This is a genomic window from Stenotrophomonas sp. 82F1 (assembly GCF_056861525.1).
Window position 1 is genome coordinate 38,199 of the sequence record NZ_JBSPUD010000017.1, and the last position, 20,057, is coordinate 58,255.

Annotated in this window: 14 protein-coding genes; 2 read left to right on the forward strand and 12 right to left on the reverse strand. The window is 66.5% G+C overall.

Going from position 1 to position 20,057, the window contains the following annotated elements; all coding sequences use genetic code 11:
- Window positions 1-38 precede the first annotated feature (38 nt).
- The 9 genes from pbpC to prpB form a co-directional block, all read right to left on the reverse strand.
- On the reverse strand, window positions 39-2,423 hold the full coding sequence (gene pbpC / locus AC13GI_RS15660) for a penicillin-binding protein 1C (RefSeq protein WP_482996760.1): 2,385 nt from the start codon (window positions 2,421-2,423) through the stop codon (window positions 39-41).
- A 49-nt stretch (window positions 2,424-2,472) separates the two neighbouring features.
- Complete coding sequence (locus AC13GI_RS15665) at window positions 2,473-7,380, reverse strand: alpha-2-macroglobulin family protein (protein ID WP_482996761.1); 4,908 nt, start codon at window positions 7,378-7,380, stop codon at window positions 2,473-2,475.
- Between the two features lie 121 nt (window positions 7,381-7,501).
- Window positions 7,502-8,962, reverse strand: coding sequence for a bifunctional 2-methylcitrate dehydratase/aconitate hydratase (locus AC13GI_RS15670; protein ID WP_482996762.1), 1,461 nt, complete (start codon window positions 8,960-8,962; stop codon window positions 7,502-7,504).
- A 149-nt stretch (window positions 8,963-9,111) separates the two neighbouring features.
- Window positions 9,112-10,290: a 2-methylaconitate cis-trans isomerase PrpF gene (gene prpF / locus AC13GI_RS15675; protein ID WP_482996763.1), complete on the reverse strand. Its 1,179-nt coding sequence runs from the start codon at window positions 10,288-10,290 to the stop codon at window positions 9,112-9,114.
- A 3-nt stretch (window positions 10,291-10,293) separates the two neighbouring features.
- Entirely contained in the window at window positions 10,294-10,656 is a 363-nt protein-coding gene (locus tag AC13GI_RS15680) for a type II toxin-antitoxin system RelE/ParE family toxin (RefSeq protein WP_099818895.1), read from the reverse strand.
- A complete protein-coding gene (locus tag AC13GI_RS15685; protein WP_099818894.1) occupies window positions 10,653-10,895 on the reverse strand; it encodes a type II toxin-antitoxin system ParD family antitoxin in 243 nt (80 codons plus the stop codon). The genes AC13GI_RS15680 and AC13GI_RS15685 overlap by 4 nt, the downstream gene beginning before the upstream one ends.
- Window positions 10,896-10,995: 100 nt before the next feature.
- On the reverse strand, window positions 10,996-13,614 hold the full coding sequence (gene acnD / locus AC13GI_RS15690; RefSeq protein WP_482996764.1) for a Fe/S-dependent 2-methylisocitrate dehydratase AcnD: 2,619 nt from the start codon (window positions 13,612-13,614) through the stop codon (window positions 10,996-10,998).
- 109 nt (window positions 13,615-13,723) lie between these two features.
- Window positions 13,724-14,881, reverse strand: a complete 1,158-nt coding sequence (prpC, locus tag AC13GI_RS15695; protein ID WP_089236472.1) for a bifunctional 2-methylcitrate synthase/citrate synthase — start codon at window positions 14,879-14,881, stop codon at window positions 13,724-13,726.
- Between the two features lie 35 nt (window positions 14,882-14,916).
- Window positions 14,917-15,810 carry a methylisocitrate lyase gene (prpB, locus tag AC13GI_RS15700; RefSeq protein WP_089236473.1) on the reverse strand — a complete coding sequence of 298 codons (894 nt, stop codon included), beginning with the start codon at window positions 15,808-15,810 and terminating at the stop codon, window positions 14,917-14,919.
- 156 nt (window positions 15,811-15,966) lie between these two features.
- Between prpB and prpR the strand changes: the two genes are divergently transcribed.
- A complete protein-coding gene (prpR, locus tag AC13GI_RS15705; RefSeq protein WP_482996765.1) occupies window positions 15,967-17,550 on the forward strand; it encodes a propionate catabolism operon regulatory protein PrpR in 1,584 nt (527 codons plus the stop codon).
- A gap of 158 nt (window positions 17,551-17,708) precedes the next feature.
- Here the strand turns inward: prpR and AC13GI_RS15710 are convergent, their stop codons facing one another.
- Window positions 17,709-18,170, reverse strand: coding sequence for a DoxX family protein (locus AC13GI_RS15710; RefSeq protein ID WP_482996766.1), 462 nt, complete (start codon window positions 18,168-18,170; stop codon window positions 17,709-17,711).
- 187 nt (window positions 18,171-18,357) lie between these two features.
- Complete coding sequence (gene pdxH, locus AC13GI_RS15715; protein ID WP_099818890.1) at window positions 18,358-18,957, reverse strand: pyridoxamine 5'-phosphate oxidase; 600 nt, start codon at window positions 18,955-18,957, stop codon at window positions 18,358-18,360.
- A 40-nt stretch (window positions 18,958-18,997) separates the two neighbouring features.
- Here pdxH and AC13GI_RS15720 point away from each other — a divergent pair, with 40 nt between their 5' ends.
- Complete coding sequence (locus AC13GI_RS15720) at window positions 18,998-19,825, forward strand: kinase (protein WP_482996767.1); 828 nt, start codon at window positions 18,998-19,000, stop codon at window positions 19,823-19,825.
- Window positions 19,826-19,831: 6 nt separating this feature from the next.
- Here the strand turns inward: AC13GI_RS15720 and AC13GI_RS15725 are convergent, their stop codons facing one another.
- On the reverse strand, window positions 19,832-20,035 hold the full coding sequence (locus AC13GI_RS15725) for a dodecin family protein (RefSeq protein WP_049465447.1): 204 nt from the start codon (window positions 20,033-20,035) through the stop codon (window positions 19,832-19,834).
- Window positions 20,036-20,057 lie beyond the last annotated feature (22 nt).

A 20,057-nucleotide genomic window follows, 5' to 3' on the forward strand; every position in this document is an offset into this window, starting at 1 on the left:
GGGGGCGGGCGACCGGCAGCGGGAATCAAGGTCGGCACCTACCTGAGGACGTTGAACCGTACCTGCGTCCAGGCGCCGTCGGCGGCCAGCGCGGTCAACGTATGCGCACCCGGATCAGCAAACTCGCGCTGCATCAGCTGCGCACCTCGCGTCTGCGCGATCCAGCGGCCATCCAGCAGCCAATCCACGGCCTGCTCGCTGCCCAATGCGCGCAGCTGCAGGCGTACACCGTGCTCGGCATTCGGCGCACGCGCCAGCGTCGCGCCCTCGTTGAGGCCATCGATATGCAGGGCCACACTGGCCTCACGACCATCGTCGCGGCAGTCCGCTGACAGCGCGGGAAGCTGTGAGGCGTCTCGTGTGGCTTTGGGCAGCCAGGGTGACAACAGCGCCGGCCACCGCGCGATCTCACGCGCGACTTCTTCATGCGGTGCGCTGCAGTCAGCCGATACCCGCAGGCCGGTGCGCGCGTCGGCCAGGTAACGCTGCCGACCGGGCTGCCAACGCCGCGCGTCGCGCTCCGGGAACGTCGGCGGCGCCGCACCGTCCAGCAGGTAGGCCGACAGCCGTCGCTGGCAGAGCGCGGTGGGCAACGCGTCGGCCAGTTCACCGGTCGGCCAGCAGATGTCCGCCTGGGTCACGCTGGCCGGCATCGGCGCGGCCGCTGCATCACCGCGCTGGCGCGGCAGGCTGTCGACCACTTCGAACATCAGCGGCAATGCGGTGACCGCACCGTACTGGCCCGGCAACGGCGTGCCATCGGGCCGTCCCACCCACACGCCCACGGTGTAATGGCGGGTGCTGCCGATCGCCCACGCATCGCGGTAGCCATAGCTGGTGCCGGTCTTCCAGGCCACGCGCGGGCGCCCGCCAACATCGAACGTCCCAACGCCGTAACCCGGGCGCGGGTTCGATTCCAGCATCTCGCGCACGATCCAGCTGGCACCGGGCGACGCCAGCCGGCGCTCGATCATGGGTTCGTCATCGGTATAGCGCACGCGGCCGGCAATACCGTTGCGATTGAGTGCGGCAAACGCACCGACCAGGTCTTCCAGGCGCGCGCCGGTGCCGCCAAGAATCAGCGACAGATTCGGCGAGCTGCCCGGCGGGAAACGCAGCTGGATGCCGGCATGCGACAGCCGCGCGGCAAAGCGCGCAGCACCCACCCGCTGCAGCAGGTCGACCGACGGCACGTTCAGCGACAGACGCAAGGCACTGGCGGCACTGATCGGTCCGTTGAAGGCCATGTCGAAGTTGCCTGGCCGGTAATTGCCGAAACTCTGCGGTGCATCCACCAGCAGGCTCTCGGAATGGATCAGGCCATCATCGAGTGCCATCGCGTACAGGAACGGCTTCAGCGTGGAGCCCGGGGAACGCCAGGCCTGCACCATGTCCACGTGGCCCAGCCGTTGCCGATCACCGAAAGACAGCGTGCCGACGTAAGCACGCGCCTGCAGGGTCTGGTTGTCGACCACCAGCAGCGCCGCCGAGGTGCGCTCGGGCAGCGTGGAGAAATAGCTGGCGACGCGCTCTTCCAGGGTGCGCTGCAGGCCGATGTCGATGCTGCTCTGGATCCGTGCCTGCCCCGGATGCGCGGAGTGCAGGCGCTGGGCCAGCAAGGCGGCATGCAGCGGCGGACGCAGCGAGCGTGCAACCACGTTCTCGATGCGTGCGTCTTCCACTTCGTCCGGTGTCCACGCGCCGAGCTCGGCCATCCGCGCCAGCACCTTGTCGCGTGCCTTCTGTGCCGCTTCGGGATGGCGGTCCGGGCGCAGGCGGCTGGGCGCCTGTGGCAGCACCGCCAGCAGTGCGGCTTCGGCATGCGACAGCTGCGCGGCGGGTTTGCCCAGATAGGCCCAGCTGGCCGCTTCCACGCCCTCGATGGTGCCACCGTAGGGTGCGCGCTCCAGATACAACGCGAGGATCTCGCGCTTGGACAGGTGCACTTCCAGCTGCACCGCACGCAGCATCTGCTTCAGCTTGCCCCACGGCGTGCGCGTATGCGGATCCAGAATGCGCGCCACCTGCATGGTCAGGGTCGAACCACCGGAGACGATGCGTCCACCGCGCAGCAACTGGCCGCTGGCACGCAGGATCGCCAGCGGATTGATGCCCGGGTGCTGCCAGAACCAGCGATCCTCGTAGGTCAGCAGCGCCTGCAGGTACAGCGGCGAAACGCTGTCGACCGACGCCGGATAGCGCCACACGCCTTCGGCGTCGGCGAACGCACGCAACGGGCTACCGTCAGCGGCAACCACCAGCGTGCTGGTGTCGCGCTGCTTCGGCAACGGTGGCGGGAAGACGACATCCAGCACCAGCAACAGCGCCAGCAATGCAGCCGTGCCCCAGCGCAGCCACGGCCACAGCGGTTGCAGCCGCTGCCGCAGGCGCGGCAGCCGCGCTTTCAGCGATCCCACCTTCATCCACGGCATCCTGTGGGACGGGCCGCGCCGTCGCGGCCCGTCCGCACGATCACGGCTGTACCACCGTCAACGTGGTCGGGTTGCTGCGGCCGACGCCACGCAGCTGCGGCCGGTACATGTCCTCCACCAGCGACGGCGGCACCGTGTAGGTACCCGGAGTGACCGCACGCACCAGATAGAACACATTGGCCTTGCTGCCACGCGAGAGCTTCAGCGCCGCCACGTAGCGGTCATCGCGGAACTCTTCGTGCTTGGTATCGGCCGCTTCGCTGCGGTCGCTGATGGTGATGCCATCCACCACCACGTCGGCCCACTGCTTGGCATCGCCCAGGTTGAGGTTCTCGATCTCCAGGCCTGCCGGCAGCAGGTCGGTCAGCAGCGCATCAGGCATCTCGCTGTCGGCGGTGATGGTGACGCGCACGATCAGCGCTTCACCCTCCTTCAGCGGACGCGGCGACCACGGCTTGCCATCGGTGCCGAAGTAACTGCGCTCGATGCCGATCACGCTGTTGTCCGGTGCCGGTGCGCTGCGAGGGATGCCGGCCACGTCGATGCTGGCGAACATCGGCGGCTGCCCCTGCGGCGTGAAGCGCACGCCCGCGGCCAGCTGCCCTGCATCGAAGTTGCGACCAAACAGCTTGCGCTCGCCGATGGCCTGGGTGCTGCCACCGATCACCAGCTCACCGGCCACCAGTGCCTTCTGGTTGGCAGCCAATGCCTTGCCGAGGCGGGCGATGGCCACCTGCTCCTGCGTGCTCAGCCACATCCAGCCACTGTTGCGGCGCGCATCCAGGCCGCGGCCCAGATCGACCGCGCGTGCATCCCATGCCGGCTTGGCCAGCTTGTTTTCGTGGGTCAGCGCGATCATCAGCGCATCGTCACGTACGGCACTGCCGTAGTCGCCGAAGTACGACGGGCGTTCGCTGCTGGACTTGGCGAAGCCAGCCGCAAGAGCAGCCTGGCCACGCTTGGCATCGCCCTGCAGCGACAGTGCCACGCCCAGATGCACCAGCGACAGGCCACCCACGGCCTTGCTGCGTTCGTTGTCGTACAGCGTGCGCAGGGTGCCCAGCGGCGCGCGGTTGACGCGGGCCAGCACGTAGCCCGAGTACGCCTGGTTGGCGAACTTCAGGCTCTCGCGCTTTTCCTGGCCGTAGAACTGGTTGCCACCGGACAGCAGGTCTTCGCTCAGGCGGTTCAGCGCCTTCTGCAGCACGTTGTCCGGTACCGCGAAACCACCGTCCTTGGCGTCGAGCAGGAACTCGGCGATGTACGGCGTCAGCCACGGGTTCACGTAGCCGTCGTCACCCCACATCGAGAAGTTGCCGTTGGCCACCTGCATCGACGCCAGGCGACCGAACGCGCCTTCCATGCGCTCGCGACGGGTCTTCGCGTCCAGGCCATCAGCGCCGAGCATGGACGAAGTCGCCTGGTCCAGGATCAGCGCGGCGTAGCCCTTGCTGGTGGTCTGTTCGGCGCAGCCGTACGGGTAGTTCAGCGCGCCCTGCAGCGCACTGGCGAACGGGATCGGCGGCAGCGGGCTGACCAGCAGGCGGGCATTGACCGATTCGGACATCAGCCCGTCCATCAGGCTGCCATCCAGGCTCACCGCCGCCAGCGGATCGAGCGTGCGCACCTGCGAACGCAGCACCTGCGGCCACGCCGCGCGTACCGGCAGATCGTAGCGGCGGTCGGCCTTGAAGCCGTTGCCATCCACGCGCACGCGCACCTTGGCCACACTGTGGCCCTCGCGCGCCGACAACGGGAAGCTCAACGTGGTCTTGGCATCAGCATTGAGCTGCACGCTACGGGTGCCCTCGCTCAGGCTGAGCGGGCCTTCGCTGTCCACGCGCACGTTGAACTGACCGGGCTTGCCGGTGAAGTTCTGCACGTCCAGGGTCACCGTACTGCGGTCACCCGGGGCGAGCACGCGCGGCATGCTGGCCTCGGCCAGGATCGGCGCGCGCACGATGGTTTCCACATCGCGCTTGCCATACTGGTCATCGCTGTAGACCAGCGCCGACACACGCAGGGTGCCGTTGAAGTCCGGCACCTTCAGGCGGATGCGGGCAATGCCCTTGGCATCAAGCTGCACCGGGCCGGAGAACAGGTCCACGGTCTGCACGCGCGCGGTCGGCCGCTTGGCCTGCGGCAACGCCTGCAGCGCCATGTCACCACCGAACTTCAACTTGCCACTGCTGCCGTCGAAGCTCTCGATCACCCGGCTGTAGATGTCATAGGCATCGATGCCAAGGCGGCGCTGGGCAAAGAAGTGTGCGCCGGCATCGGGCACCGGGAAGCGGGTGATGTTGAGAATGCCCACGTCCACGGCCGAAACAGTGACGTGCGCGGTCTTGCCGGCCAGCTGCGGTGCGCTGACCGTCACCGGCAGGTCCTGCTCCGGACGCATCTGCTTGGGTGCGGCCAGGCCGACGGCCACGGTGCGGCCCTTGCGGTCCATCGGCACGTGCACCACGCCTACGGCACGGGCGGGAGTGATCTTGCTCGGCGCACTGCCACCGCGGAACACCAGCGCGGTGATGTAGACGTCGTGGCGCTCCCAATCGGCGGTGACCGGGATCTTGTAGGTGGCACCGGGCTTGGCGTCGATGTCCTGCACGTACAGCATGCGGTCGGTCTCGACCATCAGCACGCCCTTGCCGGCGTGCGGCGGGGTCACCGTCACTTCCAGGGTATCGCCGGCCTTGTAGCCGGTCTTGTCCAGACCCAGCTTCACCTTGTCCGGGCGGGCATCGAGGCCACGGTTGTCATCGCCCCAGCTCCAGCCGGCGCGGAACGGATAGCGGCTGGTCAGGCCGGTGGACGGATCGAACACGTCCACCCGGTACTCACCCCACTCCACCGGGAAGTCGAAGGCCACTGCGCTGCCGCCGGCATCGACGGTACGGGTTTCCTTGTTCTCGAAACGGCGGGTGAAATCGTAGTCCCAGCGGTTGTCGTTGAAGGTCCAGTGGTAGTCGCGCAGCTCGCGCACCAGGGTGATCTTCAGGCCCTTGGCCGGCTGCGGCTTGCCGTCCGCATCCACGCGCATCAGTTCAAAGCGCGCGTTGCCGTTGGAATCAGCGCCATCGTCCGGATTGAACAGCGGGCGCACGCCGACCAGTGCGGCGGCCGGCCACACCACCCGCTTCAGGGTGCGGGTGACCGTGCGGCCACCGGTTTCATACAGGCTGCCGGACAGCACCACCGCGATCGGCGCCTTCGCTTTGACCGCTTCTTCCGGCAACGACACGTCTTCGCGCAGCTGGCCATTGGCCGGCAGCGTGGTGTCGATCACATCCTTGGCTTCGCGCGGCAGCTGCAGGGTCGGGTCGCCGAAGAAGTAACCCGGCAGGCCCTCCACCGGTTTCTGCTCGGCGGCCACCGCCATGCGCGCGGTGAAGCGGTTGCCATCGGCCGGGGCACCGTACAGATAGGCACCATTGGCCTGCAGGCGCAGGTCCTCGCCCGGCTTCAGCGTCTTCTGGGTGCTGTCCAGGTCCAGCTTCATGCGCTCGGGCAGGAACTCCTCGATGCGCAGGGTCATGCCCTGGATCGCTTCCTTGCTGGCCGGGTCGGTACGGAACTCGACCTGCCAGCGCCCGGTCGGCGCCTCGGCGGGGATGGTCTGCTCGAAGTTGATGTAGCCCTGTTCGCCCGGTTGCACGCGGGTTTCGCGGAAGGTCTTGCCGTCGGGCTGCTTCAGGCGCAGGAACACCGGTTGGCTCTTCACCGGCTTGCCGTCGTTGTCACGCAGCAGTGCCGACAGGCGCACCGTCTCACCCGGGCGGTACAGATCGCGGCCCGACCAGGCGTAGACATCGAACCAGGCGTTGTCACGGCCGGCCACGGCGAACTCGCTCAGGTCCAGCGCCGGCTGGTTGAAGGGCAGGAAGCTGGTGTCCTTGCCGCTGCTGGCCACCAGCACGTGGGTGGCATCCAGGGTGTAATTCAGCAGCGCATTGCCATTGCTGTCGGTGCTGCCCTTCAGCACCACTTCGCCCTTGGCATCGAGCACGCGCAGGTCGATGCCCTTCAGCGATGCACCGTCCTTCAGCGCGGCGGTGTGTACGAACAACTTGTCCTTGTAGGCGCGGGTGTGCAGGCCGATGTCGCTGACCGAGAAGAAGGCAGTATCGAACTCACCCTCGTAGTCACCGGTGCGCTTGAGCAGGGCGAAATACAGCCCCGGCTCCTGCAGTTCCTTGATGTCCTGGGTCGGCAGGTAGGTCAGCACCCGCTCGTTCTGCTTGCCCCCCAGAATGAAACGGTTGACGTAGACCGGCTCGGCCAGCTTGTTGATCGGGCTGCGCTCGTAGTCGCTGCTCAGTTCCCAGCTGCCACGGCGACCGCCGCGCTGGTACTGGCTGAAGAAGGTCGGCAGGTCCTTTTCGCGCACGCGCAGGAACTCGACATCGACTTCCGGCACGTTCACCGACACCACCGGCAGGCCACGGCTGTCCTTGGCCGGCAGCACGCTGCCCTGCGAGGCAAAACCGGCCACCGGCTTCAACTCGCCGCTGAACACCTTCTGCTTCAGTTCCTTGCCCAGGCGGCTGCCATCGGCGGCCAGCAGGTCCGGCGAGACCACCAGGCTGAATTCCTTGCCGGCTTCGACAAAGGGATAGCGCAGGGTCAGGCCGTCATCGGACAGGGTCCAGCTGCTGTCATCATTGCCGACCTTCTCTTCGAAGCGCACCAGCGTGTCGAAGTCCTGGGTGCCGACCAACGGGCGCGAGAACTCCAGCGCCAGCGACAGGCCTTCACTTTTCTGGTCCGGGTAGGCACGCAGCAAGGTGAACTCCTTCACCTGCTCGGCCTTGGTGGCGATGGCCTCGCCGCTGGCCTTCGGCAGCTGCCCGCTGTCGTTGCGGCAACCGGCCAGGCCTGCCAACAGGCTGCCTGCCAAGAGCGCCGCCGCCCACCCCCACCGCATCCGCCGTGCCGGACCGCTCATGTCGTCACTCCTTGATCGAGGCGCCCATTATAGGGCCGCCGCGTCAAGGCGTTGACGCCGGACACCCGGTACCGGAAACCCGGTAGACGCCAACCTTGGTTGGCACCCACCCAAGCGCGCCCTACCCCGGCAGGTACAGGTCCACATAGTCGGTCACCGGCATCGCCGCCAGCGCCACCGGGTCCAGCGAGGCGGCCAGGATGCTTTGCTGCTGGGCAGTCGGGAAGCGGTGCGCCAGGTGCCGGCGGAACTTGTCCATCAGCAGCGGGATACCCTCTTCGCGCCTGCGCGCGTGGCCCAGCGGATACTCCACCAGCACCTCCGGCAGCGCGCAGCCGTCGTTGAAGCGCACCGTCAGGCCGTTGGCGATGCTGCGCTTGTCCGGGTCCAGGTAGTCGGCGCTGAGCTGCGGGTCTTCATGGCAGGTCATCTTCGCCCGCAGCGTGTCGATGCGCGGATCGGCCGCCATGTCGTCCTCGTAGTCCTCGGCCACCAGCCGCCCATGCAGCAGCGCGATGGCCACCATGTACTGCACGCAATGATCGCGGTCGGCCGGGTTGTGCAGCGGCCCCTGCTTGTCGATGATGCGGATGCAGGCCTGCTGGGTACGGATCGCGATGTGCTCGATGTCCTCGACCCGTCGCCCCATCGCGCGCAGCTGCTGGTGCAGCGCGATCGCCGCCTCCACCGCTGTCTGCCCGTGGAACTCGGCCGGGAAGCTGATCTTGAACAGTACGTTCTCCATCACGTAGCTGCCGAAAGGGCGGCCGAGGGTCAGCGCCTGCCCGTGCATCGATACCGCCTCGAAGCCCCAGGTCGGCGCACTGAGCACGCTGGGGTAGCCCATCTCGCCGGTGGCGGCCATCAGCGCCAGGCGCACGCCACGGCTGGTCGCATCGCCGGCTGCCCAACTCTTGCGCGAACCGGTGTTGGGCGCATGCCGATAGGTGCGCAGCGCCTGCCCATCCACCCAGGCCAGCGACACCGCATTGAGCATGCGCTCGCGGTCCAGCCCGAGCATCTGCGCAACAACCGCAGTGGTGGCTACCTTGACCAGCAGCACGTGGTCCAGGCCAACGCGGTTGAAGGAGTTCTCCAGCGCCAAAACGCCCTGGATCTCGTGCGCCTTGATCATCGCCAGCAGCACGTCGTGCACGGTCGGCGGTGGGCGCCGCAACGCGGCCGCATTGTGGCCAAGCCAGTCGGCCACGGCGAGGATGCCACCGAGGTTGTCCGAGGGGTGGCCCCATTCGGCGGCCAGCCAGGTGTCGTTGAAATCCAGCCAGCGCACCATCGCGCCGATGTTGAAAGCCGCCTGCACTGGGTCGAGTACGAAGTTGGTACCCGGCACGCGCGCGCCATTGGCCACGCTGATGCCCGGCACCAGCGGACCCAGCAGCTTGCTGCAGGCGGGGAAGGACAGCGCCTCCAGCCCGCAGCCCAGCGTGTCGAGCAGGCAGTGATGCGCGGTCTGGAACGCCAGCGGCGAATCGATGCGGGTGTCACGCACGTAGTCGACGATGTCCACCAGCAGCGCATCCCAGGCTGCACGGGCGTTGGATGGGGTGTGGCTGTCGGACATTGTTCGGTCTCCTCGTGCGGTTGCCAGGCCACGCCAGACCCGGTAGTCGCCAACCTTGGTTGGCGCGGACGTTCACCCGGCGCTGCCTTCTCCATGCCAACCAAGGTTGGCATCTACCGAAGCATGTGATGCCACCGCCGACCAGGCCATCACTCGGCTGGCACCCGCACCTTGCCTTCCATCAGCACGCGGGCACTGCGGCTCATGATGGCCTTGGACACCGTCCACTGGCCGTCAACGAGTTCCGCCTGCGCACCCACGCGCAAGGTGCCTGACGGGTGCCCGAAGGTAACGGCCTCACGTTCGCCGCCACCGGCCGCACGATTGACCAGCGTGCCGGGGATGGCCGCGGCGGTACCGATCGCCACTGCAGCGGTGCCCATCATCGCGTGGTGCAACTTGCCCATCGACAGCGCGCGTGCGTGCAGGTCAATGGCCGACGCCGGAATCGCCTTGCCGCTGGACGACACGTAGTCCTGCGCGGGGGCAACGAAAGCCACCTTCGGCGTGTGCTGGCGGGTGGCCGCATCTTCCAGCGCCTGGATCAGGCCCATGCGCAAGGCGCCATGGGCACGGATCTTCTCGAAGCGCTCCAGCGCCGCCTTGTCTTCGTTGATCGCCGGCTGCAGCTCGGTGCCGGTGTAACCGAGGTCGGCAGCATTGAGGAAGATGGTCGGGATGCCCGCGGTGATCATCGTCACCTCGAAACTGCCCACGCCCGGCACGTCCAGCGTATCGACCAGGTTGCCGGTGGGGAACATCGCGCCCGCATCGCCATCGTCGGACGGGTCGATGAATTCCAGCTGGATCTCGGCGGCCGGGAAAGTCACGCCATCCAGCTCGAAATCGCCGATCTCCTGCACTTGCCCATCGCACATCGGCACATGGGCGATGATGGTCTTGCCGATGTTGGCCTGCCAGATGCGCACGGTGCACAAGCCATCGCGCGGCACCCGCGCCGGATCGATCAGGCCGTTGGCGATCGCAAACGGACCGACGGCAGTACTGAGATTGCCGCAGTTGCCGCTCCAGTCGACAAAGGCGGTGTCGATCGACACCTGCCCGTACAGGTAATCGACGTCGTGGTCCGGCACCGACGCGGTGGAAATGATCACGCACTTGCTGGTGCTGGACGTCGCGCCGCCCATGCCGTCGGTCTGCTTGCCATACGGGTCGGGCGAACCGATCACGCGCATCAGCAGCGCATCGCGCGCGGCGCCCGGCACCTGCGCGGCGTCGGGCAGGTCCTGCAGGCGGAAGAACACGCCCTTGCTGGTGCCACCACGCATGTAGGTGGCGGGAATACGGAGTTGTGGGAGGAAGGTCATGGATCAATATCCTGAATACGATGAATCGATATCGGGGGTGAGCTCATCGTCTTCGAAAAATGCTCCCATGCCTCGCGCAGCATTCCAGATACGCACGATGGAAATGTGCGCAGGTAGCTCCACGTAATAGACCAGGTAGCCGTCGAAGCGACGAACCGGATGAAAGCGCAACGGCGCTGACAGCGAGGGCAACAGATCCGCATGCAGTGCGGAACCGGCACCGGGGTGTGCTTCGATAAGCTTCACTACGGATTCCACCGCATCGATGAAGCCGATTTCCAACGCCTCTCCGCCTTGATCTCCATACCAGCTGGCTGCCTGGTCAAGATCTCGAACTGCCGCAGGGGACCAGTGCAAGGGCTTCACTTGCGGTTCCGTGCACGCTTACGCAGCTTGTCGAAGTGATCCGGCGGCAGAGGCGCCGCAGGACCTGATGCCAGACCCTCGGCAATCAACTGCCTGAGCAGCTCTTCGGCCTTGCTTCTCTGGCGCTGGCGAATCAGGTCGCGCACGTAGTCGGAGGTGCTTGAATAGCCACCTTCGCGCACTTCTTCGTCCACGAACTGCTTGAGCGGATCGGTCAGCGAAATATTCATGGTGGCCATGAGACTCTCCATTGGCAATATTTGCCAAGTCAGTGTGCGCCCTGCCCTCATGTCGGACAAGCCCGCCCCCAATCTCCGGGAGCAGGCATTCAGTCCGGCATCACGCCACCTTGGCGCCTTCCAGGAAGTCCTGGGCGAAGCGCTGCAGCACGCCGCCGGCCTCGTAGATCGCCACTTCCTCGTCGCTGTCCAGGCGGCAGGTCACCGGCACGATCACGTCCTGGCCGTCGCGGCGGTGGATGACCACGCGCAACTCTGCGCGTGGCGTCCGCTCGCCGATCACATCGAAGGTCTCGGTGCCGTCGATGCCCAGGGTCAGGCGGGTGGTGCCCGGCTTGAACTCCAGCGGCAGCACGCCCATGCCGATCAGGTTGGTACGGTGGATGCGTTCGAAGCCTTCGGCAACGATCGCCTCCACACCAGCCAGACGCACGCCCTTGGCGGCCCAGTCACGCGAGCTGCCCTGACCGTAGTCCGCACCGGCGATGATGATCAGCGGCTGCTTGCGTTCCATGTAGGTCTCGATCGCCTCCCACATGCGCATGACCTTGCCTTCCGGCTCCACGCGCGCCAGCGAGCCCTGCTTCACGCTGCCGTCTTCGTTGCGCACCATTTCGTTGAACAGCTTCGGGTTGGCGAAGGTGGCACGTTGCGCAGTCAGGTGGTCGCCGCGGTGGGTGGCGTAGGAATTGAAGTCCTCTTCCGGCAGGCCCATCTTCGCCAGGTACTCACCGGCAGCACTCGACGCCAGGATCGCGTTGGACGGCGACAGGTGGTCGGTGGTGATGTTGTCCGGCAGCACTGCCAGCGCACGCATGCCCGCCAGCGTGCGCTCACCGGCCAATGCGCCCTCCCAGTACGGCGGGCGGCGGATGTAGGTGCTCTGCGCGCGCCAGTCGTACAGCGGGCTGACCTTTGCAGCGTGCTCCACGCGCACGTTGAACATCGGGTTGTAGACGCTGCGGAACTGCTCCGGCTTCACTGCAGCCTTCACCACCGCGTCGATCTCGGCGTCGCTCGGCCAGATGTCCTTCAGGCGCACCTCGTTGCCGTCGGTGTCCACGCCCAGCACATCCTTTTCGATGTCGAAACGGATGGTGCCGGCGATGGCGTAGGCGATCACCAGTGGCGGCGAGGCAAGGAACGCCTGCTTTGCATACGGATGGATGCGGCCGTCGAAGTTGCGGTTGCCCGACAGCACCGCGGTGGCGTACAGGTCGCGATCGATGATTTCCTGCTGGATCTTCGGATCCAGCGCGCCGCTCATGCCATTGCAGGTGGTGCAGGCGAAGGCGACGATGCCGAAGCCCAGCTTCTCCAGGTCCGGCAGCAGCCCGGATTCCTCAAGGTACAGCTGCACGGCCTTCGAACCCGGCGCCAGCGACGACTTCACCCACGGCTTGCGCAGCAGACCGCGCTCGTTGGCCTTGCGTGCCAGCAGCGCCGCAGCGATCACGTTGCGCGGGTTGGAGGTATTGGTGCAGCTGGTGATGGCGGCGATGATCACCGCGCCGTCGGGCATCAAGCCCTGTGCCTGTTCGGCCTTGCCGGCCTCCAGCTTGGCGGCATCGGCGATGCCACGCTCGACCAGTTCCGATACCGGCAGGCGGCGATGCGGATTGCTCGGGCCGGCCATGTTGCGCACCACCGTCGACAGATCGAAGCGCAGCACGCGCTCGTACTGTGCGGTGGCCAGGTCATCGGCCCACAGGCCGGTGCTGCGCGCGTAGTTTTCGACCAGTGCGACCTGCGTTTCCTCGCGACCGGTCAGGCGCAGGTAATCAAGTGTCTGCCCGTCGATGTAGAACATCGCGGCGGTGGCACCGTATTCGGGGCACATGTTGGAGATGGTGGCGCGATCACCGATGGTCAGTGCGGCGGCACCCTCACCGAAGAATTCAAGCCAGGCGCCGACCACGCGTTCCTTGCGCAGGAACTCGGTCAGGGCCAGCACTACGTCGGTGGCGGTGATGTCCGGCTGCGGCCTGCCGGTCAGCTCGACACCGATGATGTCCGGCAGGCGCATCCACGACGCGCGGCCCAGCATCACGTTCTCCGCTTCCAGCCCGCCGACACCGATGGCGATCACGCCCAGCGCATCCACGTGCGGGGTGTGGCTGTCGGTGCCCACGCAGGTATCGGGGAACGCCACGCCGTCCTGCACGTAGATCACCGGCGACATCTTCTCCAGGTTGATCTGATGCATGATGCCGTTGCCCGGCGGAATCACGTCCACGTTCTCGAAGGCCAGCTTGGTCCAGTCGATGAAGTGGAAGCGGTCTTCATTGCGGCGATCCTCGATGGCGCGGTTCTTCTCGAACGCCTGCGGATCGAAACCACCGCACTCGACCGCCAGCGAGTGATCGACGATCAGCTGCACCGGCACCACCGGATTGACCTTGGCCGGGTCACCGCCCTTGTCGGCGATCGCATCACGCAGGCCGGCGAGGTCGACCAGCGCGGTCTGGCCGAGGATGTCATGGCACACCACGCGCGCCGGGAACCACGGGAAGTCCAGGTCGCGACGGCGCTCGATCAGCTGCTTCAGCGAGTCGGTCAGCGTGGCCGGGTCGCAGCGACGCACCAGGTTTTCGGCCAGCACGCGCGAAACGTACGGCAGCGTGGCATAGGCACCGGGCTGGATGGCATCGACCGCGGCGCGCGCGTCGAAGTAGTCCAGCGAGGCGCCGGGGAGGTTCTTGCGATAGTCGATATTCATGGGCTGGCGGAATGCTTGAGGCGGGCCGGGTGCCGGCGATGCGGCGGCGAAAACATCCGGCCGGCACGGGGCCGGCCGGATGCATGCAGCAGTGGAACGGTGGCGATGATCAGGAACGCTTGTCGATGGCCACGAACTCGCGATCTTCCGGACCGATGTAGTTGGCGCTCGGGCGGATGATCTTGCCGTCGATGCGCTGCTCGACGATGTGCGCGCTCCAGCCGGCGGTGCGGGCGATCACGAACAACGGGGTGAACATCGCGGTCGGCACGCCCATCATGTGGTAGCTGACGGCGCTGAACCAGTCCAGGTTCGGGAACATCTTCTTGATGTCCCACATCACCGTTTCCAGGCGCTCGGCGATGTCGTACATCTTCAGGCTCGACTGTTCTTCGGACAGTTCGCGGGCGACATCCTTGATCACCTTGTTGCGCGGATCGGACACGGTGTAGACCGGGTGGCCGAAACCGATCACCACTTCTTTGCGCTCGACGCGGGCCTTGATGTCTTCCTCGGCTTCGTCCGGATTGTCGTAGCGTTTCTGCACTTCAAAGGCCACCTCGTTGGCGCCGCCGTGCTTGGGACCGCGCAGTGCGCCGATGCCACCGCAGATCGCGCTGTACATGTCGCTGCCGGTGCCGGCGATGACGCGGCAAGCGAAGGTCGAGGCGTTGAACTCGTGTTCGGCGTACAGGATCAGCGAAGTGTGCATCGCCTTCACCCACGAATCCTGCGGCTTCTCGCCGTGCAGCAGGTGCAGGAAGTGGCCACCGATGGAGTCATCGTCGGTTTCCACGTCGATCGCGCGACCGTTGTGGCTCCAGTGGTACCAGTACAGCAGCATCGAGCCCAGGCAGGCCATCAGCTTGTCGGCGATGTCGCGCGCGCCAGGATGGTTGTGGTCGTCCTTCTCCGGTGACACGCAGCCGAGTACGGACACGCCGGTGCGCATCACGTCCATCGGGTGCGCCGACGGCGGCAGCTCTTCCAGCGCAGCCTTCACCGCAGCCGGAATGCCTCGCAGCGACTTCAGCTTGGCCTTGTACGAAACCAGCTCGGCGCGGGTCGGCAGCTTGCCGTGCACCAGCAGGTAGGCGATTTCCTCGAACTCGCTGGTATTGGCCAGGTCCAGGATGTCGTAGCCGCGGTAATGCAGGTCGTTGCCACTGCGGCCGACGCTGCACAGCGCGGTGTTGCCGGCGGCGGTGCCGGACAGGGCGACGGACTTCTTCGGCTTGAAGGTCGGGGTTGCGGTCGTATCGTTCATGTTTCCCTCCGAAACTTGATGGTGCAGGGTACTGCTTATTTCTTGGCGGCGAACAGCGCATCGAGCTGCTGCTCGAAGGCGTGGTAGCCGATACGGTCATACAGCTCCTCGCGGGTCTGCATGCTGTCGATCAGGTTGCGCTGGTGGCCTTCGCGGCGGACCGTCTGGTAGACGTTCTCGGCCGCCTTGTTGGCGGCGCGGAACGCCGACAGCGGGAACAGCTGGATGGCCACGCCGGCCGAGGCCAGCTCGTCGCGGCTGAACAGCGGGGTCGCGCCGAATTCAGTGATATTGGCCAGCACCGGCACCTTCACCGCGTCAACGAAGCGGCGGTAGGTCTCCAGGTCGTAGGCGGCTTCAGCGAAGATGCCGTCGGCACCGGCTTCGACGCAGGCGATGGCGCGCTCGATGGCCTTGTCCACGCCGTCCACCTGGATGGCGTCGGTGCGTGCGATCAGGAAGAAGTCCGGATCGGTCTTGGCATCGGCAGCCGCCTTCACGCGGTCGACCATTTCACCCTGCGAGACGATCTCCTTGCCCGGGCGATGACCGCAGCGCTTGGCGCCGACCTGGTCTTCGATATGGCAGGCGGCCGCGCCGGCCTTGATCAGCGACTTCACGGTACGGGCGATGTTGAACGCGCTGGGGCCGAAGCCGGTGTCGATGTCGACCATCAACGGCAGGTCGCAGACATCGGTGATGCGGCGCACGTCCACCAGCACGTCTTCTAGGGTGTTGATGCCCAGGTCCGGCAGGCCCAGCGAGCCGGCCGCAACGCCGCCGCCGGACAGGTAGATGGCACGGAAACCCGCGCGCTTGGCCAGCAGCGCATGATTGGCGTTGATCGCGCCGATCACCTGCAGCGGCGATTCGGCAGCCAGCGCCTCGCGGAAGCGGGCACCAGCGGAGAAGGGGGTGGAAGCGGTCATGCGGCGATCCAGGTTGAAGGACGGGGAGGTAAGCGCAAGCACCGTGCCAACCTGCAAGCGATTGATTTCACGGGGATGACCGCCCAACCTCAGTGAAACATATGAAACATTGAAACAGATGTATCATGAAACATCGCCACACCCGATCCCCGCGCCATGTACCTGCCCCGCTCGCCCCTGCGCCATGCCGATGCCGACCCCGGCCGCCCGGTGATCTGGACCGTCAGCGTCTCGCGCCTGACCGGCCTGCTGGGCGATGTCATTCCCGAATTCGACCGCCGCGCCCGCATCGAGCAGATCAACCTCGGCTTCGAGGAAGCAGTGGAAGTGATCGGCCAACGCCTGCGCCGCGAGCACTGCGATGTCGTGATCGCAGGCGGCTCCAACGCGGCCTGGCTGCGCGGCCGCCTGGACCTGCCGCTGGTGCCGATCCAGGCCAACGGTTTCGATCTGATGGAAGCGCTGGCACGGGCGCGCCGCATCGCCCCACGCATCGGGCTGGTCACCCACGCCAGCGATGTGCCGGTGTTCAGCAGTTTCCAGCAGAGCTTCGGCCTGGACATCGAGCATCGCCGTTTCGTCACCCGCGAAGACGCGCGCGACTGCATCGCCGACCTGCGTGCGAACGGCATCGAGGTGATCGTCGGCACCGGCATGGCCATCGATCATGCCGAACAGGCGGGCCTGCCGGGCGTACTGCTGTACTCGGCCGATTCGGTGCGGCAGGCCTTCGAGCACGCGCTGGAACTGACCCAGACCCTGGCACGCTCGGCGGACGCGCGCCCGGCCGCACGCCGAAGGGCCGCGCCGCGCGCCGACGCGCATGCGCTGCTCGGCGACAGCAACGCGATGGCCGACGTGCGCGCGCAGATCGCGCTGTACGCCCCGCACGACAGCACCGTACTGGTCACCGGCGAGACCGGCACCGGCAAGGAACTGGTAGCGCGGCAGCTGCATGCGGCCAGCGGCCGGCGGGGTCGATTCGTCGCACTGAACTGCGGCGCGATCAGCGAATCGCTGCTGGAAGCGGAACTGTTCGGCTACAGCGATGGCGCCTTCACTGGTGCACGGCGCGGCGGTCGCGTCGGTCTGGTCGAGGCCGCCGATGGCGGCACCTTGTTCCTGGATGAGATTGGCGAACTGCCGCTGCCGTTGCAGACCCGCCTGCTGCGCGTGCTGGAAGAACGCGAGGTGCTGCGCGTGGGAGCGACCGAGCCCACGCCGGTCGACCTGCGTGTGGTCGCCGCCACCCTGCAATCGCTGGAGCAGCGCGCGGCGGCCGGCAGCTTCCGTCGCGACCTGTACTACCGGCTGGCCGCGTTGCGCATCGCGCTGCCCACCCTGCGTGCGCGTCGCGGCGATATCCCGCTGCTGACCACGCACTTCTTCCGCCAGCTGCGCGGCATCGATGCACCGCTGGATGCAGAGGCGCTGGCCCTGCTCAGCGCTGCCGACTGGCCGGGCAATGTGCGTGAGCTGCGCAATCTGGTCGATCGGCTGCGCATCCACTGGCAGCCGGGTGAAGGGCTGATCGATGCCGCGCGACTGCTGCAGCTGGCACCGGAGCTGGTGAACGAAGGCGTCGCTGCACTGCCGGTGGAAAGCAACGGCAAGCGCCCACCGCGTGCGCAGTTGGAGGCGCTGCTGCAGGAACACCGCAATGACCGCGAAGGCATGGCACAGGCGCTGGGCGTATCACGCACCACGCTGTGGCGGTGGCTGCGTGCGGAGGGGTTGTAACCACCTATTGCCTGGTGGGTACCAACCGATGCCTGGCGGGTGCGAACCCTGGTCCGCACCGCTCTTCCGTCAAGCACCTCATCCACGCATGGCGTGGATCTACCGGAACACACCAAATGCTACAGGCGACGCGCCGGCTAGGCGCGAACGAGGAGCACTCACCGTGCCCAGCGCGCGTCGATGGCAAACCGGCCACTGCCTACTGCGGCAATCCATAGCAGCAATACGCCCAACGGCACTTCGCTCAGGTAGAAGAACCAGCTCAGCCAATCCAGCATGTCCAACCCGGCCGGAATGCGCGCGACACCATCAGTCAACGCCGCCACCGCACAGATGGCCGCCAGCAGCAGGGCCGAAGGCCGACTCAGCAGGCCCAGTACAAGCAGTCCACCTGCGATCCATTCAATGCCGCCGAGCACCGGTGCACTGAACACCGGGAACGGGATACCCGCATCGACCAGCGTATGCACCATGCGCTCGCGTCCAGCGTCGGTGAACACCTTGTTCCAGCCAGATACGCAGAACATCACACCTGCCACGACGCGAGCGAGCAGCAACAGGAATGCTTCCACGCCACGGCGCGGTGCAGGCACGGCAAACAGGCAACGCCAGGACGGCATGGCGACTTCGCAGGTCGAGGGTATTGCAGCGAGTGTGCCCGGCGCCGACCTGCTCGCGCATGAAGCGGACCAGTCCATTAGCGACAAACGCAGATTTCTGTAGAGCCGAGCCCATGCTCGGCTGATGCTCTCGAAGGAGCAGCCGAGCGTGGGCTCGGCTCTACAGCAGCCCGAGCACCACCCCGACTTACGGGTACAGCAGGCGCTTGCTCCAGCGCCCTTCGGCGCCGGCTTCATAGCACCAGCGCTCGTGCAGGCGGAACTGCGCGCCGTACCAGAACTCGATGCGGTCAGGCACCACGCGCAGACCACTCCAGCCGTCCGGACGCGGCACGTCCTTGCCGTCGAAGCGTGCCTCGACCTCGGCCACGCGCGCGTCGAACTCCTCGCGCGAATTCAACGTCTTCGACTGCAGCGACGCCCATGCGCCGATCTGGCTCATGCGCGGACGGCTGGCGAAATAGGCATCTGCCTCGGCGTCGGCAACCTGCTCCACGCGCCCCTCGATGCGCACCTGGATGCCGGCCTCGCGCAGGCTGCGCCACAGGAACAGCAGCGCTGCCTGCGGATTGGCCTGCAGTTCGCTGCCCTTGTGGCTGTCCAGGTGGGTGTAGAACACGAAGCCGCGCTCGTCGAACGCCTTCAACAACACGGTGCGCGCCGACGGCCGGCCCTGCGTATCGGCAGTGGCTACGGTCATCGCATTGGGCTCCACCTCGCGGCTCTGTTTCGCTTCTTCGAACAGGGCGGCAAAGGTCGACAGGGCTTCGGCGTACAGGTCGCTCATGACAGCATTCTTCTCACACGGTTTGGGCTATTGTGGCGGCATGGTCGCTGCTGCGTACATGCCCCAGGTGAAAGGATTCCCCGAAACAGTGGTCGAGCAGGCGCTGGATGACGCGCTGGGCAGCAGTACAGCCGTTCCAGTATTGGCGATCAGCGGCCTGCAGGGGAGCGGCAAATCGACGCTGGCCGCGCAGGTGGTCGCCCGCGCCCAGGCTCGTGGCCTGAACGCCGCAACGCTCTCCATCGACGATGTCTACCTCACCCGCGCCCAGCGCCAGCGCTTGGCCCGGCAGGTGCACCCGTTGTTGATCACCCGTGGCCCGCCGGGCACCCATGACCTGCCGCTGGCGCATGCGGTACTGGATGCAGTGGCCGCACGACAGCCGCTGGCCCTGCCCCGCTTCGAAAAACTGGCCGACGAGCGCCTGCCCGAAGCGCAGTGGCCGCAGCTCGAAAAGCCGCTGGACCTGCTGGTGTTCGAGGGCTGGTTCCTCGGCACTCCGGCGCAGAACGAGGCCGAACTGGATACTCCCCTCAACGCACTCGAGCGCGAGGCCGATGCCGATGGCCGCTGGCGACGCTGGTGCAACCAGGCACTGGCCCGCGACTACCCGGCGCTGTGGCAGCGCTGTGATCGCCTGTGGTTCCTGCAGCCCCCGGATTTCTCGGTGGTGCCGCGTTGGCGCTGGCAGCAGGAGCAGAACCTGCAGGCGGCACAGCCGGGCCGGCACGGCATGAGCCGGCCGCAGCTGGAGCGCTTCGTGCAGTACTACGAGCGGGTCAGCCGGCAGGCATTGCGTGCGCTGCCGGACATTGCCGACCGGATGGTGGTGCTGGATGCGCAGCGCCAGGTGCAGGCGCTGCGCTGAGCAGGCTCACTCCACCAGGAAGGTGATCCGCAGGTTCACCCGCCATTCGGTGATCTCACCGTTGCCGTCGGTGACCACCTTGGTCTCGTTGATCCAGGCGCCCTGGATGCCCTTGACCGTCCCGGACACCTTTTTCAATCCGCTGCGCACCGCGTCCTCCACGCTCTTGGGCGAGGACGCATTGATTTCGATGACCTTGGCAACCGACATGGCAGGTACTCCGTCAGGCGCG

Excerpts from the sequence above, each read along its gene's own strand:
- pbpC (WP_482996760.1), bottom strand. The coding sequence starts at position 2,423 with ATGAAGGTGGGATCGCTGAAAGCGCGGCTGCCGCGCCTGCGGCAGCGG.
- AC13GI_RS15665 (WP_482996761.1), bottom strand. The coding sequence starts at position 7,380 with ATGAGCGGTCCGGCACGGCGGATGCGGTGGGGGTGGGCGGCGGCGCTC.
- AC13GI_RS15670 (WP_482996762.1), bottom strand. The coding sequence starts at position 8,962 with ATGTCCGACAGCCACACCCCATCCAACGCCCGTGCAGCCTGGGATGCG.
- prpF (WP_482996763.1), bottom strand. The coding sequence starts at position 10,290 with ATGACCTTCCTCCCACAACTCCGTATTCCCGCCACCTACATGCGTGGT.
- AC13GI_RS15685 (WP_099818894.1), bottom strand. The coding sequence starts at position 10,895 with ATGGCCACCATGAATATTTCGCTGACCGATCCGCTCAAGCAGTTCGTG.
- acnD (WP_482996764.1), bottom strand. The coding sequence starts at position 13,614 with ATGAATATCGACTATCGCAAGAACCTCCCCGGCGCCTCGCTGGACTAC.
- prpC (WP_089236472.1), bottom strand. The coding sequence starts at position 14,881 with ATGAACGATACGACCGCAACCCCGACCTTCAAGCCGAAGAAGTCCGTC.
- prpB (WP_089236473.1), bottom strand. The coding sequence starts at position 15,810 with ATGACCGCTTCCACCCCCTTCTCCGCTGGTGCCCGCTTCCGCGAGGCG.
- prpR (WP_482996765.1), top strand. The coding sequence starts at position 15,967 with ATGTACCTGCCCCGCTCGCCCCTGCGCCATGCCGATGCCGACCCCGGC.
- AC13GI_RS15710 (WP_482996766.1), bottom strand. The coding sequence starts at position 18,170 with ATGCCGTCCTGGCGTTGCCTGTTTGCCGTGCCTGCACCGCGCCGTGGC.
- pdxH (WP_099818890.1), bottom strand. The coding sequence starts at position 18,957 with ATGAGCGACCTGTACGCCGAAGCCCTGTCGACCTTTGCCGCCCTGTTC.
- AC13GI_RS15720 (WP_482996767.1), top strand. The coding sequence starts at position 18,998 with ATGGTCGCTGCTGCGTACATGCCCCAGGTGAAAGGATTCCCCGAAACA.
- AC13GI_RS15725 (WP_049465447.1), bottom strand. The coding sequence starts at position 20,035 with ATGTCGGTTGCCAAGGTCATCGAAATCAATGCGTCCTCGCCCAAGAGC.